Annotated in this window: 16 protein-coding genes and 1 tRNA gene; 8 read left to right on the top strand and 9 right to left on the bottom strand. The window is 68.6% G+C overall.

The window, feature by feature from the left end:
* Window positions 1–88: 88 nt before the first annotated feature.
* From AC3DEZ_RS09685 to AC3DEZ_RS09655, 7 genes are all read left to right on the top strand, one after another.
* On the top strand, window positions 89–3,313 hold the full coding sequence (locus tag AC3DEZ_RS09685) for a lamin tail domain-containing protein (protein ID WP_488388026.1): 3,225 nt from the start codon (window positions 89–91) through the stop codon (window positions 3,311–3,313).
* 333 nt (window positions 3,314–3,646) lie between these two features.
* Entirely contained in the window at window positions 3,647–4,723 is a 1,077-nt protein-coding gene (pdhA, locus tag AC3DEZ_RS09680) for a pyruvate dehydrogenase (acetyl-transferring) E1 component subunit alpha (RefSeq protein WP_488388025.1), read from the top strand.
* 8 nt (window positions 4,724–4,731) lie between these two features.
* On the top strand, window positions 4,732–5,763 hold the full coding sequence (locus AC3DEZ_RS09675) for an alpha-ketoacid dehydrogenase subunit beta (RefSeq protein ID WP_488388292.1): 1,032 nt from the start codon (window positions 4,732–4,734) through the stop codon (window positions 5,761–5,763).
* Complete coding sequence (locus tag AC3DEZ_RS09670) at window positions 5,763–6,131, top strand: SH3 domain-containing protein (protein WP_488388024.1); 369 nt, start codon at window positions 5,763–5,765, stop codon at window positions 6,129–6,131. Before AC3DEZ_RS09675 ends, AC3DEZ_RS09670 begins: the two co-directional genes overlap by 1 nt.
* Window positions 6,128–7,486, top strand: coding sequence for a dihydrolipoamide acetyltransferase family protein (locus AC3DEZ_RS09665; protein ID WP_488388023.1), 1,359 nt, complete (start codon window positions 6,128–6,130; stop codon window positions 7,484–7,486). Before AC3DEZ_RS09670 ends, AC3DEZ_RS09665 begins: the two co-directional genes overlap by 4 nt.
* 71 nt (window positions 7,487–7,557) lie before the next feature.
* Window positions 7,558–7,941, top strand: coding sequence for a VOC family protein (locus tag AC3DEZ_RS09660; protein WP_447103413.1), 384 nt, complete (start codon window positions 7,558–7,560; stop codon window positions 7,939–7,941).
* A 46-nt stretch (window positions 7,942–7,987) separates the two neighbouring features.
* Window positions 7,988–8,371, top strand: coding sequence for a VOC family protein (locus AC3DEZ_RS09655; protein ID WP_488388022.1), 384 nt, complete (start codon window positions 7,988–7,990; stop codon window positions 8,369–8,371).
* Here AC3DEZ_RS09655 and AC3DEZ_RS09650 read toward each other — a convergent pair whose 3' ends face one another.
* From AC3DEZ_RS09650 to AC3DEZ_RS09640, 3 genes are all read right to left on the bottom strand, one after another.
* Window positions 8,372–9,301: an MBL fold metallo-hydrolase gene (locus tag AC3DEZ_RS09650; protein ID WP_488388021.1), complete on the bottom strand. Its 930-nt coding sequence runs from the start codon at window positions 9,299–9,301 to the stop codon at window positions 8,372–8,374.
* Between the two features lie 240 nt (window positions 9,302–9,541).
* Window positions 9,542–9,838 carry a hypothetical protein gene (locus AC3DEZ_RS09645; RefSeq protein ID WP_488388020.1) on the bottom strand — a complete coding sequence of 99 codons (297 nt, stop codon included), beginning with the start codon at window positions 9,836–9,838 and terminating at the stop codon, window positions 9,542–9,544.
* Between the two features lies 1 nt (window position 9,839).
* Window positions 9,840–11,135: a tryptophan--tRNA ligase gene (locus AC3DEZ_RS09640; RefSeq protein ID WP_488388019.1), complete on the bottom strand. Its 1,296-nt coding sequence runs from the start codon at window positions 11,133–11,135 to the stop codon at window positions 9,840–9,842.
* A 104-nt stretch (window positions 11,136–11,239) separates the two neighbouring features.
* On the opposite strand from AC3DEZ_RS09640, the gene AC3DEZ_RS09635 reads away from it, so the two are divergent.
* Complete coding sequence (locus tag AC3DEZ_RS09635; protein WP_488388018.1) at window positions 11,240–12,058, top strand: hypothetical protein; 819 nt, start codon at window positions 11,240–11,242, stop codon at window positions 12,056–12,058.
* Window positions 12,059–12,132: 74 nt separating this feature from the next.
* Here AC3DEZ_RS09635 and AC3DEZ_RS09630 read toward each other — a convergent pair whose 3' ends face one another.
* The 6 genes from AC3DEZ_RS09630 to AC3DEZ_RS09605 all read right to left on the bottom strand — a co-directional run bounded on the left by AC3DEZ_RS09630 (window position 12,133) and on the right by AC3DEZ_RS09605 (window position 15,186).
* Window positions 12,133–12,348, bottom strand: a complete 216-nt coding sequence (locus AC3DEZ_RS09630) for a CsbD family protein (RefSeq protein WP_141455527.1) — start codon at window positions 12,346–12,348, stop codon at window positions 12,133–12,135.
* A 250-nt stretch (window positions 12,349–12,598) separates the two neighbouring features.
* A complete protein-coding gene (locus AC3DEZ_RS09625) occupies window positions 12,599–12,733 on the bottom strand; it encodes an entericidin A/B family lipoprotein (protein WP_447103419.1) in 135 nt (44 codons plus the stop codon).
* 198 nt (window positions 12,734–12,931) lie between these two features.
* A complete protein-coding gene (locus AC3DEZ_RS09620) occupies window positions 12,932–13,084 on the bottom strand; it encodes an entericidin A/B family lipoprotein (RefSeq protein WP_141455525.1) in 153 nt (50 codons plus the stop codon).
* A 156-nt stretch (window positions 13,085–13,240) separates the two neighbouring features.
* Entirely contained in the window at window positions 13,241–14,164 is a 924-nt protein-coding gene (gene rocF / locus AC3DEZ_RS09615) for an arginase (RefSeq protein ID WP_447103420.1), read from the bottom strand.
* A gap of 217 nt (window positions 14,165–14,381) precedes the next feature.
* Window positions 14,382–14,457 (bottom strand) — tRNA-Thr (locus AC3DEZ_RS09610).
* A 33-nt stretch (window positions 14,458–14,490) separates the two neighbouring features.
* Window positions 14,491–15,186, bottom strand: coding sequence for an SPOR domain-containing protein (locus tag AC3DEZ_RS09605; protein WP_488388017.1), 696 nt, complete (start codon window positions 15,184–15,186; stop codon window positions 14,491–14,493).
* Window positions 15,187–15,196: the final 10 nt, after the last annotated feature.

The following is a 15,196-nucleotide window of genomic DNA, read 5'->3' as shown; positions in this document are numbered from 1 at the left end:
GAGGCTTCCGCTACATTGCGCCAACCGGAGCCGACCACGGCAGCATCGGGCGGCGGCGCACGCATTCACGGCCAGGGAGAGTCTGTTGATGAGCATGCCTCGAAGCCGCCGCATGGCGGTCATGCTGTTTTCCGTCGCCACCCTGCTGCTTGCCGCCACGGCGCAGGCGCAGGTGGTGGTCAGCCAGGTGTATGGCGGAGGCGGCAACAGCGGCGCCACGCTGAAGAACGATTTCATCGAACTGCGCAACAACGGCTCGACGGCGGTGAGCCTGGAGGGATGGAGCGTGCAGTACGCCTCGTCCGCCGGCACGACCTGGAGCCGGACCAACCTCGCCGGCAGCATCGCCCCGGGCGGCTACTACCTGATCCAGCAGGCCCAGGGCAGCGGCGGCGCGGTCGACCTGCCGACACCGGACGCCACCGGCACGCTCACCTTGTCCGGCACCGCCGGCAAGATCGCCTTGAGCCGCAGCACCGCCGCGCTGTCCGGCGCGTGCCCGCTCACCGACGCCAACGTGGTCGACTTCGTCGGTTTCGGCAGCGCCGCCAACTGCTTCGAGGGCGCGGCAGCGACCGGCACGCTGAGCAACACCACCGCCGCGCTGCGCAACGGCGAAGGCAGCATCGATACCCAGAACAACGGCGCCGACTTCAGCGTCGGCACGCCCAATCCGCGCAACAGCGGCGCGGCGCCGCCGGATCCGCCGGTGGCCCGCACCATTCCGCAGATCCAGGGCAATGGCCTGGCTTCGCCCTACATGGAGAAGCGGGTGATCACCGAAGGCGTCGTCACCGCGCTGAAATTCAACAACGGCTTCTTTCTGCAGGCGGCCAACGACGATGGCGATCCGGCGACGTCGGAAGGCCTGTTCGTGTTCACCGGCAGCGCGCCGCCGGCCACCGCCGGGGTCGGCAACCGGGTGCGGGTGACCGGCACGGTCGCCGAGTTCGTGCCGGCCTCCAATCCGCATCAGCTGACCATCACCCAGATCACCGGTCCCACCATCGAGGTGCTGGAAACCGGCGTGGCCCTGCCGGTGCCAGTCGAACTGTCGACCGCGGAACTGGCGCCCGAGGCCCTGCCCGGCACGCTGGAACGGCTCGAAGGCATGCGCGTGAGCGTGGCCCGCGCGGTGGTGGTGGCGCCCTCGGGCGGCAGCATCGACGAGAACGACGCCACCGCCAGCAGCGATGGCGTCTTCCACGTGACCCTGCCCGGCGTCACCCGGCCGTTCCGCGAACCCGGCATCGGCGTCATGGACGTGATCCCGATTCCCGGCGGCAAGCAGCCGCCGCGCTTCGACACCAACCAGGAACGCCTGATGGTGCGCAGCCGTGGACAGATCGGCGCGCAGCCGGTCTCCGTGGATACCGGTACCGATGTCAGCGGCCTTTCCGGCGTGCTCGACTACTTCTCCGGAACCTGGGCCCTGCTGCCGGATCCGGCCACGCCGCCGGTGGTGAGCGGCGGCATGGCGCCACAGGCGGTGCCGGATGCGCGCTACGACGAAGCGACCATCGGCAGCTTCAACCTGCTGCGTCTGTTCGACGACGTCGCGGACGGCAACGGCGCGGTCACCCTGACCCCGGCCGCGCTGGACAAGCGCCTGGCCAAGGCGGCGCTGGCGATCTGCGGTTTCCTGAAGGCGCCGGACATCCTCGGCGTGGTCGAGGTCGAGAACCTGCGCGTCCTGCAGCTGCTGTCCGAGCGCATCGACGCGACCTGCCCGCAACGCCCCGGCTACGTGCCCTACCTGGAACCGGGCAACGACGTGGGTGGCATCAACGTGGGCTTCCTGGTCAGCACCCGCGCCACCGGCGACGGCACGCCGCGGGTGGAAGTGCTGGACGTGGCCCAGTTCGGCAAGAACACCACGCTGGCCAATCCCGACGGCAGCACCAGCCTGCTCAACGACCGGCCGCCGCTGCGACTGCGCGCGCGCATCCACCAGGGCGCCGGCGACGGCTATCCGGTCACGGTGATCGTCAACCATCTGCGTTCGCTCAACGACATGGACGATACCGCGCCGGGCAGCAGCGGCTGGCCCACCGGCGGCGAACGGGTGCGCGCCAAGCGCGCCGCGCAGGCCGCCTACCTGGGCGGGCTGGCGCAGCAGATGCAGCAGGCCGACCCGGACGAGAAGATCGTGCTGGTCGGCGACTTCAATGCGTTCGAGTTCAATGACGGCTACGTGGATGTGATGGGCATCCTGGGCGGCAACGCCGCGCCGGCCGACCAGGTCCTGTCCTGGGCCGCCAGTCCGGTGACCACACCGCTGATCGACGGCTCGCAGCTGATCGCCGATCCCGCGCAGCGCTACTCCTATGTGTTCGGCGGCAACGCGCAGACCCTGGATCACGTGCTGGTCAACGAGGCGCTGGTGCTGGGCGCGGACGTGCGAGTGGACCACGCGCGCATCAACGCGGACTTCGGTGTCGACAACTTCGGCGACGCCAGCGTGGCGGTGCGCTCCTCGGATCATGATCCGGTCCGCCTGAGCATCCGCGTCCCCGCCTTCGCCCGCGCCGACCTGTCGGCGACGGTGAGCGCCGATCGCGGCAGCGCTTCGGTCGGCGATACCGTCACCTACACCGCCACCGTCCGCAACGCGGGTCCGGGTGCGGCGGCGCCGGCGACGGTCGCCTTCGCGTTCGCCGCGGAAGTGACGCCGATGCTGGGCGCGATCGCCCCGGGCTGGAACTGTGACGCGCCGGCGCAGTCCGGCGGCGGCACCCGCGTGACCTGCGCCACGCCGTCGCTGGCCAGCGGCGCCGAAGCCGGGTTCAGCCTGCGGGTCGTGGTGCCGTCCAGCGTCGCCGGCGGCGCGCTCGGCCTGGGGGTATCGGCCCATTCGCCGGTGCCGGATCCCGCCAATGCCGACAACACCGCCGCCGTGGCGGTCGACGTGGCCGCGCTGCCGCAGGCCGACCTGTCGGTACGTCTGTTGGGCGCGGCGGTACCCTTCCGCCGCGGCGCCATCGCCACCCTGCTGGTACCGGTGCGCAACGCCGGTCCGGATGCCGCCGAACAGGTGAAGGTGGTGCTGGCCAGCAACGTCGGGGCGCGCCACATGGCCGTGGCCGCACCGCGTGGCTGGTCGTGTGGCCGGGTGACCGACACGGCCACCGGCTCGGCCGCGCAGTGCACGCGCGACACGCCGATGGCGACCGGTTCGACGCAGATGCTGGCGTTCGCGCTGGTGGTGCCGAACCGGCCCAAGCGCGGCACCGTGTTCGCCTTCACCGCCCAGGTGGAGAGCGCCACGCAGGATCCGGACACCGGCAACAACCGCGCGCAATTGATTCGCTGACGCGCGGACGATGAACGGACAAGGGCGCGGCAATGCCGCGCCCTTGTCGTTTCCGGTGACCGATTTCCGGCGGACGGTCGATTCGGGACACCATTCGCGCACGCGCGTCAACCCGGGGTTTTTCCGCGCAGAATCCCGCTGGTCCAACCTCCGGACAACTCCCGCGCGGGTGCCAGGCGGCTGACGGCAAGCGCCTGTCACGGCTGGATTTCCCGGCCTTTCCCTGTCCCATGCGGCGCTGTGTTGTTGCAGCGCAGGAAGGCCGGTCGGCTCCGGTTCCTTAACATTGGATCCCTCAACATTCGTTGCAACATCCGAAGAGTGACGCCCGGCATGACCATCGCCGCCAAGTTCGAAATCGAATTCCTCCAATACCTCGGTCCGGACGGCAAGCTCGTCCGCGACGACTTGCCCGAAGCCGGGCGCGATACCCAGCGCCTGCGTGAACTGTTCAAGCAGATGCTGTTCGTGCGCACCTTCGACACCAAGGCCATCGCGCTGCAGCGCACCGGCAAGCTGGGCACCTACGCCTCCTGCCTGGGCCACGAGGCCACCCACGTCGGCATCGGCGCCTCGATGAAGCCCGAGGACGTGTTCGCTCCCAGCTATCGCGAGTACGGCGCGCAGTTCATGCGCGGCGTGCAGCCCCGTGACGTGCTGATGTACTGGGGCGGCGACGAGCGCGGCAACGATTTCAAGATCGCCCGCCACGACTTCGCCTGGAGCGTGCCGATTTCCACCCAGTGCCTGCATGCCGCCGGCGCCGCGCTGGCGTTCAAGCTGCGCGGGCAGCCGCACCTCGCCGTCGCGACCTGTGGTGATGGTGGTTCCTCCAAGACCGATTTCTACGCCGCGCTGAATTCGGCCGGCGCCTATGAACTGCCGTTGATCCTGTGCGTGGTCAACAACGGCTGGGCGATCTCGGTGCCGCGCAAGGCCCAGACCGGTGCGCAGACACTGGCGCAGAAAGGCCTGGCCGGCGGCCTGCACTGCCTGCAGGTGGACGGCAACGATCTCATCGCCGTACTGGAAGCCATGCGCCGCGCCGGCGAGCGCGCGCGCAAGGGCCAGGGCGGCACCGTGCTGGAATTCGTCACCTACCGCCTGTCCGATCACACCACCGCCGACGATGCCCGCCGCTATCGCGACGACGCCGAAGTGAAGGCGGCCTGGGAGCGCGAGCCGATGACCCGCCTGCGCACCTGGCTGGTTGCCCAAGGCGTCTGGAACGACGCCGAAGAGGCCAGGTGGAAGGAGGAATGCGGCACGCGCGTGGACGAGGAAGTGAACGCCTACCTCAACACGCCGGTGCAGCCGGTCGAAGCGATGTTCGACTATCTGTACGCGGATCCGCCGCCGGAACTGCTGGCGCAACGGGCCGCCGCGCTCGCCGCGGAGGGCCGCTCATGAGCACCGTGATGGAAAACAAGACCACCGCCAACGCCAAGGCGACCGATACCGTGGCGACCCCGACCGCGATCACCCTGATTGAAGCCATCACCCAGGCGCTGGCCTGGGAGATCGCGCACGACGATTCGGTCATCGTGCTGGGCGAGGACGTGGGCGTGAACGGCGGCGTGTTCCGTGCCACCGCCGGCCTGCAACAGCGCTTCGGCGCCGATCGCATCCTCGACACCCCGCTGGACGAAACCACCATCGCCGGCCTCACCGTGGGCCTGGCCGTGCAGGGCATGAAACCGGTCGCCGAAGCGCAATTCGACGGCTTCGTCTACCCGATGGTCGACCACATCATCTGCCACGCCGCGCGCATGCGTTACCGCACCCGTGGCCGCCTGCACTGCCCGATGGTGCTGCGCGTGCCGTGGGGCGGCGGCATCCGCGCGCCGGAACACCACAGCGAGGCCAACGAGGCCATCTTCACCAACGTGCCGGGCCTGCGCGTGGTCCTGCCGTCCTCGCCGCAGCGCGCCTACGGGCTGCTGCTGGCGGCGATCCGGGATCCGGATCCGGTCATCTACATGGAACCCAAGCGCATCTACCGCCAGTACAAGGAAGTGGTCGCCGATGACGGCGAAGCGCTGCCGCTGGACGTGTGCTTCGTGCTGCGCGACGGCACCGATGTCACCCTCGTGACCTGGGGCGCGCAGGTGAAGGAAGCGCTGGAAGCCGCGGACAAGCTCGCCGCCGAAGGCATCAGCGCCGAAGTCATCGACGTGGCCACGCTGCGTCCGCTGGACTTCGACACCATCGCCGAGTCGGTGTCCAAGACCGGCCGCTGCGTGATCGTGCACGAGGCCCCGCGCACCGCCGGCTTCGGCGCCGAGATCGCCGCGCGCCTGGCCGAGCACTCGATGTACGACCTGCTCTCGCCGGTCGAGCGCGTCACCGGCTACGACACCCACATCCCACTGTTCCGCCTGGAGATGAAGTACCTGCCCAGCGTCGACAAGATCGTCGCCGCGGCCAAGCGCACCCTGGCCAACGGCTGATGGAGCGCGCGCGGGTCATCGCCAGGCACCGCGCGCCGGAACGACCGGCCATCCGGGTCGCCGCCGGCGATCCGGTGACCCTGGGGGAACGCGACACCGACTGGCCGCAGTTCGTCTGGACCAGTCTGGCGAGTGGACTCGGCGGCTGGATTCCGGTCGCCCTGTTCGACGCCGAGCATGGCGCGGCCACCGCGACGGACGAGTACGACACGCGCGAGCTGGATGCGGAGGCGGGCGAAATCCTGACCCTGCACCACGAAATGGCGGACTGGTGGTGGGCGGAGAACGCGCATGGCCAGACCGGCTGGATCCCCGCGCGCAACCTGGAACCTTTCCTAGCAACACCTGCACAAGAGAAATCCGAATGAGCGACAGCAAGACCTTCAATCTTCCCGACCTGGGCGAAGGCCTGCCCGACGCCACCATCGTCGAATGGTTCGTCAAGGAAGGCGACGTGATCCGGCTGGACGAGCCGCTGGTGTCGATGGAGACCGCCAAGGCGATCGTGGAAGTGCCGTCGCCGGTTTCCGGCAAGGTGCTGAAGCTGGCCGGCGGCGCGGGTGACGTGGTCGTCACCGGCAGCATGCTGGCGGTGTTCCAGCCCGACCCCAACCTGCCGCAGCGCGCGGAAGGCCAGGACACCGGCCATCACCACGGCCCGGCCAAGCCGCAGGTGCCCGAACCCGCGCCGGCCGCCGCCGCGCCTGCGCCAGCCGCCGCTGAAACCGAGCGCGACGACGCCGGCACCGTGGTCGGCGCGATGCAGACTTCCAACGCCGTGCACGCCGAACAGGCGGTCGCGGTCGGTGGCGTCAAGGCGATGCCGGCGGTACGCGCGATGGCGAAGAAGCTGGGCGTGGATCTGGCCCGTGTGCGTGCCACCGGCGCCGACGGCGCGGTGACCATGGCCGACGTGAAGCAGGCCGCCGCCGACGGTTCCGCCCGCGTGGGCGCGGCACCCGCGGCGCCGGCCCGCGCCGCGCTGGCCGAGGCCGCTCCGGCGTCCGCGCCCGCCGCCGCGCAGCGCACCGCGCTGTCCGCCTCCGGCAAGCCGATGCGTACCCAGCCACCGGGCGTGGCCGTCAGCGGCCAGCCGGAACAGCTCAAGGGCGTGCGCCGCAACATGGCCCGGGTGATGGCCGACGCGCACGCCAAGGTCGTGCCGACCACGCTCAGCGACGACGCCGACGTGCATGCCTGGACGCCGGGCAACGACGTCACCGTGCGTCTGATCCGCGCCATCGTCCGCGCCTGCAAGGCAGTGCCGGCGATGAACGCCTGGTTCGACGGCGACAAGCTCAGCCGCACCCTGCATCCGCACGTGGACATCGGCATCGCCGTGGACACGGACGACGGCCTGTTCGTGCCCGCGCTGCGCAACGCCGACATCCTGGATGCGCGCGGCGTGCGCGAGGGCATCAACCGCCTGCGCGCGCAGGTCGAGGACCGCAGCATTCCGGCGTCCGAGCTCAGCGGCTATACCATTTCGCTGTCCAACTTCGGCATGTTCGCCGGCCGCTACGCCACCCCGGTGGTGGTACCGCCGTGCGTGGCGATCGTCGCCGCCGGCCGCGCCCGCCACCAGGTCACGCCGGTGATGGGCGGCTTCGAGTCGCACAAGATCATCCCGCTGTCGGTCACGTTCGATCACCGCGCCTGCACCGGCGGCGAAGCCGCGCGCTTCCTCAAGGCGCTGATCGACGATCTGGCGCTGCCGGCGTAAATCCGGCCATCTCCCGCCGCCGGCAACGGCGGCGGGTCGCGTTTCCTGCCCCACTCCCGCGGAGAACGGACATGGCGCATCGCAGTCGTCTCGCCGGTTTCATCATCGATTGCCAGACCCACGACCACGAGGCCGCCGCGCAGTTCTGGAGCCAGGCGCTGGGCCTGCCGCGCGGTGAAACCTACCAGGATGGCGAAGCCCACTACGCCGAGCTGGAAGGGGCGCCGGGCGGACTGCACGTGGAGGTGCAACAGGTCGCGCACACCTCGCGCGTGCACCTGGACATCGAGGCCGACGACGTGGACGCCGAAGCCGACCGGCTGGAGAAACTGGGCGCCAAGCGGATCGGTTTCGTCAAACGCTGGTGGGTGATGGAAGCGCCGACCGGGCAGCGTTTCTGCGTTGTGCGCATGCGCCATCCCGAACGCGGCGTCGAGCCGAACCACTGGGACTGAATCCCTCACCACCGGACGCGGGAACGAGTCTTCCCGGAGCATCGACATGGCCCATCACAGCCGTCTTGCCGGATTCATCATCGATTGCCAGACCGACGAACTGGGCGCCGCCTCCTCGTTCTGGAGTCGCGCGCTCGGCCTGCCGGTGGTCAGCGCCGATGATGGCGGCGGCGGTCTGTATGACCGACTGAAGGATGCTGCCGGCGGGCTGCACGTGGAGGTGCAGAAAGTCGATCACCCCTCGCGCGTACATCTGGATATCGAAGCCGACGATCCGGAAGCCGAGGCCGCTCGTCTGGAACGACTCGGCGCGCGCCGCATCCGCTTCGTCCACGAGCGGTGGTGGGTGATGGAAGCCCCCACCGGTCAGCGCTTCTGCATCGTGCCGATGGGCGAAGGCGAGCGCGAAGGCCTCAACCGCTGGGATTGATCAGCGGCGATCGCGATCCAGCCAGCAGGCCAGGCCCTGCGCGTTGAGTTCGATGTCCATCTCCAGCACCCGCGTCACCCCGGCATCATCAAGCGGGCAGCGCAGCGCGCGGGCGCGTTCCACGTACATCATGGTCAATCCGGCGACCAGGGCGCGATGTCGATCCGGCGTGCCGTCGCACTGCCGCGCCAGCGCGCACATCGCGTCGATCTGCTCGAACAGTTCCGCCGCCAGGCGATCCGGCTCCTCCACCCGGCCGTAGTGGGTGAGGTACATCGCCTGCGGCCGGTAGGCGAGCAACCGCGCGATGGAGGTCTTCAGCGCCTCGGGCTCGAACTGCACCGGCGAGGAAGTCGGCAGGATGAACGGCCCGTGCGGGCCATCCATCTCGCGATAGGAGAGGCCGAAGGTGTCGCCGGTGAACCAGCTCCGGCTGCGTTCGTCCCACACGCAGTAGTGATGGCGCGCATGCCCCGGCGTGTCGATGCATTGCAAGCGGCGGCCGGCCAGTGCCAGCGTGTGTCCATCCTCGGCGACAACCACGCGTGCTTCCGGCACCGGCCGGATGCGCCCGTAGCTGCGCTCCATCTCCACTTCGCCGTAGACCGCGGTGGCGCCCGCGATCAGTTTGGCGGGGTCGATCAGGTGGGGCGCGGCGCGCGGATGCGCGACCAGGCACGCACGGGGCAGCTGCGCCATCAGTTCGCCCGCGCCGCCGGCGTGATCCAGATGCGCATGGGTGACCATCACCCAGTCGATGTCGTCCGGCTCCAGGCCGGCGTCACGCGCGGCCTGCAGCAGACGGGGCACCGCGTGGTTGGTCCCGGTGTCGATGAATGCACCGCGTCCCTGCTCGACAATCAGGTAGGCGGCATCGAAATGATCCCGCTGGAACGCGGTATCGATGGTGTGGATGCCAGTGGTGTCCATACGCTTGTGGGGTAACGCGAGGATGACGTCGATTCTACCGACGCGGCGGAGGCGCCACGATGCATCTTTGGTCGCAGAAGCCCACCGTCCACCTCACTGTGGGAGCGACGTGAGTCGCGAATCGGCGACCCTCCGCGGCGCGATTCATGTCTCTCCTGCAGTGAGGACATGAATTCGGAGCGCTTCTTCGCGACTCACGTCGCTCCCACATCAGGGGTCGGGTGCTGCCCGCCGGCGCGCTCAGCGCTCCAGCCACCACGACCGCAGCAGCACCGCCACGCTCAGCACGAACAGGAAACCGCCGTAGCCGACCAGGGTCGCCAGCACCTGCTTCCAGATCGCGCCGGTGCCGATGTCGGCCAGCCCCAGCGCGTAGCCCCAGTACATGCCGAACATGCTGAGCACGAAAGCCACGATCAGGCTGATCGTATCGAAGGCCTTGCGCCGGCCATCGCGTGGCTGCCGTGGAAACAGCCAGAACAGCGTGCCCAGCAGCGCGAACCACGGCAGGAACAGCACCATCGCCAGGAACGGCATCTCAGACCTCGGCGTCGCGCAGCTGCTTCAACGCCGCCAGCACCTCGGCGACAGGAACCTGCAGCACGATCCCGGTGGTTTCCAGTTGATCCGCGCGTTCGGCCTGCTTGAGCACGGCGATGATCTGGCCGGCATCCTTCGGCGCGTCGAAGCCATTGCTCTGGATCAGCAGCTGGCCGTCGGCATCGGTGAACTTGAAATAGAACCGCGCGTCCTTGTCGCGATACTGCTTGAACTGCGGCAGCGCGGCCTTGGCCGTGGCCGTTTTCGTTGGTGCCACCGGTTGGTCGGCCAGGTTGCGCAGGCCGACCGCGTGGCGCAGTTCCGCCAGCAACGGGATGGCGTACTTCGTGCGCAGGCGCTGCGCGCCGTCGCGCAGGATCGCCTCGATCTCCTCGGGCCGCGCCATCAGCGTCAGGTACTTCTCGCGCAGCGGGGTGATTTCCGCATCGATGCGCTCGAACAGCTTCTGCTTGGCGTCGCCCCAGCCGATGCCGTCGGCAAATGCCCGGGCGAACGCGGCGGTCTCCTCCGCGCTGGCAAAAGCCTGGTACAGCTGGAACAGCGCCGAGCCCTCGGTGTCCTTGGCCTCACCCGCCCCGCGCGAATCGGTGAGGATCGAGAAAACCAGCTTCTTCAACTCCTCGCGCGGCACGAACAGCGGAATGGTGTTGTTGTAGCTCTTGCTCATCTTGCGCCCATCCAGGCCGGGCAGCGTGGCGACGTTGTCATCGATGAGCACTTCCGGCAGGGCGAAATACTCCTTGCCGTAGACATGGTTGAAACGCTGGCCGAAATCGCGCGCCATCTCGATGTGCTGGATCTGATCGCGTCCCACCGGTACCTGGTTGGCATTGAAGATCAGGATGTCCGCGGCCATCAGCACCGGGTACATGAACAGTCCCGCGGTGACCGCGGCATCATCGTCCTCGCCATCCGCGCGGTTCTTGTCCACCGCCGCCTTGTAGGCATGCGCGCGGTTGAGGATGCCCTTGCTGGCCACGCAGGTCAGGAACCAGGTCAGCTCGGTGATCTCGGGAATGTCGCTCTGCCGGTAGAACCACACCTTGTCCGGTTCCAGGCCGGCCGCCAGCCAGGTCGCGGCGATCTCCAGCGTCGAGCGCTGGGTACGCGCGGGGTCCTGCGCCTTGATCAGGCTGTGCAGGTCGGCCAGGAAATAGAAGCTTTCCACGCCGGGATTGCGGCTGGCCGCCACGGCGGGGCGGACCGCGCCGACATAGTTGCCCAGATGGGGGGTGCCGGAGGTGGTGATGCCGGTCAGGACTCGGGTGGTCATTGCGTCTTTCTGAAGTCTGAACACGGCCAGTTTAACCGCTGGCGGCGCAAACCCCATCCGCGGCGGCGACGCGTTGACACGCACGTCCCTCCCGGAGAACCGCCATGTTCCGCGCCTGCATCCTGCTGCTCGCCTCGCTGTTTCCGCTGGCCGCCTGTTCCCGCGCCGAAGCCGGGCCACTGGTGGACGTGGCGGTGGTCGACCGCGACACCGGCCAATGGCTGCCCAGCTATCCGCATCGCGGTGACCGCTGGGTCGCCGGCGAACCCGGCCACCGCTACGCCGTGCGCCTGACCAACACCACCGGTGAACGCATACTGGTGGTGCTGTCGGTGGACGGCGTCAACGCCGTCACCGGTGAAACCGCCGCTCCGTCCCAGGCCGGCTACGTGCTGGATCCGTGGGAGACCGCCGAGATCGCCGGCTGGCGGAAATCGCTGGACGACATCGCCCAGTTCATCTTCACCAACCACCGCGACAGCTACGCCGCGCGCACCGGACGTCCACGCAACGTCGGAGTCATCGGTGTCGCGGCATTCCGCGAGGCCCGGCCTTACTACCCGCCGTACTATCCCTCGTCCCCCGCGCCGGCCCCCTACCCGCCCTACGCCGGAGCCCGCCCGCAATCGGAAAGCGCCGAGAAGGCCGCCGCCCCGAGCGCGGCCGACGCGGTCGGCGAGGCAATGGCCAGCCGCCAGCGCATCGGCACCGGCCACGGTGAACGCGAATGGGCGCCGGTCGGTTCCACCGATTTCGTGCGCGCCCGTCGCGCGCCCGACCAGGTCAGCGAAATCCGCTATGACGAACCGCGTCGGCTGGTGGCCCTGGGTATCCTGCCGCCGCCGTACCGGCCGCCTTATCGCGAGCGCGCGCCGCAGGCGTTCCCCAATGGCTTCGTCGCCGATCCGCCGCGCTGGCGCTGAAGCGCGAAACGTCGGAGCATGAAAGCGACGGGCCGCTCGCGCGGCCCGTCGCTTTTTTTCCTGTCGCCCAGGAATCAGTGCTTCATGTCCGAGCGCAGGCTGCGCTCGAATGCCTTCACTTCATCGTGGGCGCGTTCGCGGCCCCAACCGTAGCGTTCCTGCAGGCGTCCCTCCAGATATTCGGCATTGCCTTCCGCGATCTGGAAGTCGTCGTCGGTCAGATCGCCCCACTTGGCCTGGATCCTGCCTTTCAGCTGCTTCCAGTTGCCGGCGATGATGTCCTGGTTCATGGAATGTCCTCTTGGTTTCGCGGCGGGGGATACCGCGTGACCAGCATCGCATCCCTGCCATTCCCGCACGATCAAGGCGACGTCAACGACATATTATTTTCGTCAAGCGAACGCTGTCGTGAAACGCAGGCGCCACCGATCCCATGCACACGCGGACTCGCCCGGTGCCCCAACGGGAAAGGGCCGGCGAATGCCGGCCCTTTCCGTATTTCCTGCCGGACCGGCGGCGAACGCCGGTCCGCCCACCGGCTTATTTGCCGGAGGCGTCCTCGACCTTCTCGCCCACCTTCTGTACGTCCTTGCCGAACCCCTTGACGGTGTTGCAGCCGGACAGCGCGACGATCGAGAACAGGGCAATGAACAACAGAGCGGCGTAGCGCTTCATGGAAAACTCCTGGTTGTAAGGTGACTCTACACCGGGGATGCGGCGGCGGTCCTTCCGCGCCGGCCTTCCCCTGCGGCGGCGAGTCTGATTAAAGCATGCTGCATCGAGGCTGACCAAGACGCCCCAAAACGAAAGGGCCGGCATTGCCGGCCCTTCCGGAAGGCGCGCCTCGTCGCTGCGCCCAGAGGGGTTACGACGTCAGCACTTGCCGTCCTTGCAGTCCTGCGCCTTGTCCTCGACTTTCTCGCCGACCTTCTGCACGTCCTTGCCCGCGCCGGCCATGGTGTTGCAGCCGGAAAGAACCGCGGTGGAAAACATCGCCAGCATCAGCAAAGCCATCCAACGTTTCATGTTCGCCTCCTTGGTGAAATGTCTGGTGGAACGATGCTGCATCGGCGCGGCGGGCGGCCCTTGCAGCGTGGTTCCACCATGGACAGGCGGCCGTTCACGGCACGTGAAGCCGGCGGGCGGCATTCAGGCGCAAATCAGGCTCCGCGCAGGCCTGGTTCAGTCGCGCATCAAGGTGGATTTTCCGAACAGGCTTTCCACCAGATCCACGGTCAGCTTGGCGGTCCGGTTGCGACGGTCCAGGACCGGATTGAGTTCGACGATGTCGAGGGAGCCCATCCGGCCGGTGTCGGCAATCATCTCCATCACCAGCTGCGCTTCGCGGTAGTTCGGTCCACCCGGCACCGTGGTGCCGACGCCCGGTGCGATGCTGGGATCCAGGAAGTCCACGTCGAAGCTGACATGCAGGTGGGTATCGGCATCCACGCCTTCGAGCGCCGCTTCCATCGTCCGCTTCATGCCCACCTCGTCGATGTACCGCATGTCATAGACATCGACCGCGTGATCCTTGATCAGCTTCTTCTCTTCCGGATCCACGGAACGGATGCCGATCTGGCGCACCATCGCCGGCGTGATCGCCGGGCTGTCGCCACCCAGCCGGGTCAGCGCGTCCGGACCGATACCGCACAGGCAGGCCACCGGCATGCCATGGATGTTGCCGGACGGCGTGACGTCGCTGGTATTGAAATCCGAATGCGCATCCAGCCACAGCACGCGCAGGCGCTTGCCCTGCTGCCGGCAATGACGGGCGATGGCAGTGATCGAACCGATCGCCAGGCAATGATCGCCACCCATCATGATCGGCAACCGCCCTTTCGCCAGTTCGGCCGCGGTCGCGTCCATCAGCGCCCGGTTCCAGGCCACCACTTCGTCCAGGTGGCGATAGCCGCGCGCGGGTTCGGTCCAGGGATTCGGCGGACCCTGTACGTTGCCGGTGTCCGCCACATCCACGCCACGCGCCGCCAGCGCCTCGCCCAGTCCGGCGATGCGCAGGGCATCCGGCCCCATCCGCGCGCCGCGGTGTCCGGCACCCACATCGGTGGGCACGCCAATCAGGGAGACGGGAGGGAACGTACGGGCCATCGCGACACTCGGTGGTTCGGGAAAGATCCGCAAGTCTAGTCCGATTCGCATGACCGGACTGTGGCGCTGCAACAGCGCCGCCCTGCGCCGACGACTGGCAACGGCATGCGGCGCCCGCTCACATGGAAGCGGCCGGACCACGAGCCGGCAGGCAGGCGCGTGCGGCTCCCGCCGCCGCACCTCGTGTGATGCCTGGAATTCCCGGAATACCGGAGAGTGGTGCCGCTTATCCGAATCGAACGGATGACCTACCGCTTACAAGGCGGTTGCTCTACCAGCTGAGCTAAAGCGGCACGGAAGGCCGGCGTTGCGCCGGCACGGGGATTCTACCGCAGCGCGGCAGGGCAGTCCTGCGGCTCGACGGGCGCACCGGCAACCGGACGCAATGCCGTCGCTCGGGTACCCGCCGGCGCCGCGACATCCAACCACCAGTGCGACGGACCTTCCTCGCCTATCGCATGGACCTGGGCGGGAAACCCGGCGGCGGCCAGTTGCGCCTGCCGACGCTGCGCGCCTTCGCGGTTGCGGTAGCGTCCCAATGCGATTCCGTTGATCTCCTCGCCCTGGTTGACCACCAGGAAATCGTCGAAGCCCGCGGCGCCGATGCGCTGCGCGGTCGCCACCGCTTCCTCGCGCGTCGGCGCCGGCGGCAGCGATACGCGGTAACCGCTGGCACCGGTTCCGGGCGCTTCGCGCAACGCCGCCCGGCCGATGGCCGGCGCCAGCCTGCCCTGCGACTGCTCCGCGGCGATCCGTTCGGCGAATGGCCCTACCCGGAAGCAGAGGTGCGCGGCGGGCGCGGCAGCGGCCGGCGCAATCACCGGAGCCGAGGAAGAAGGCGCGGCGGATACCGTGGCGGGGCGGTCCGCCGATGGCGCCCGCGCGTCCACCAGTTCCAGGGTCGCGACTCCGGCCGGAATCTCCGGCGGCGGTGGCGGCGGTGGTTCGGAGCGGGTCAGCCACCAGGCGGCCACTCCCAGGTTGAGGACGACCAGCAGGACGATCAGGGCGCGAATCAGCATGCGTGGATTC

The sequence above is a fragment of the Pseudoxanthomonas sp. 134C1 genome (assembly GCF_057773065.1).
The sequence above is the reverse complement of the archived record's forward strand: the minus strand, read 5'-3'. Positions and strand labels throughout refer to the sequence as shown.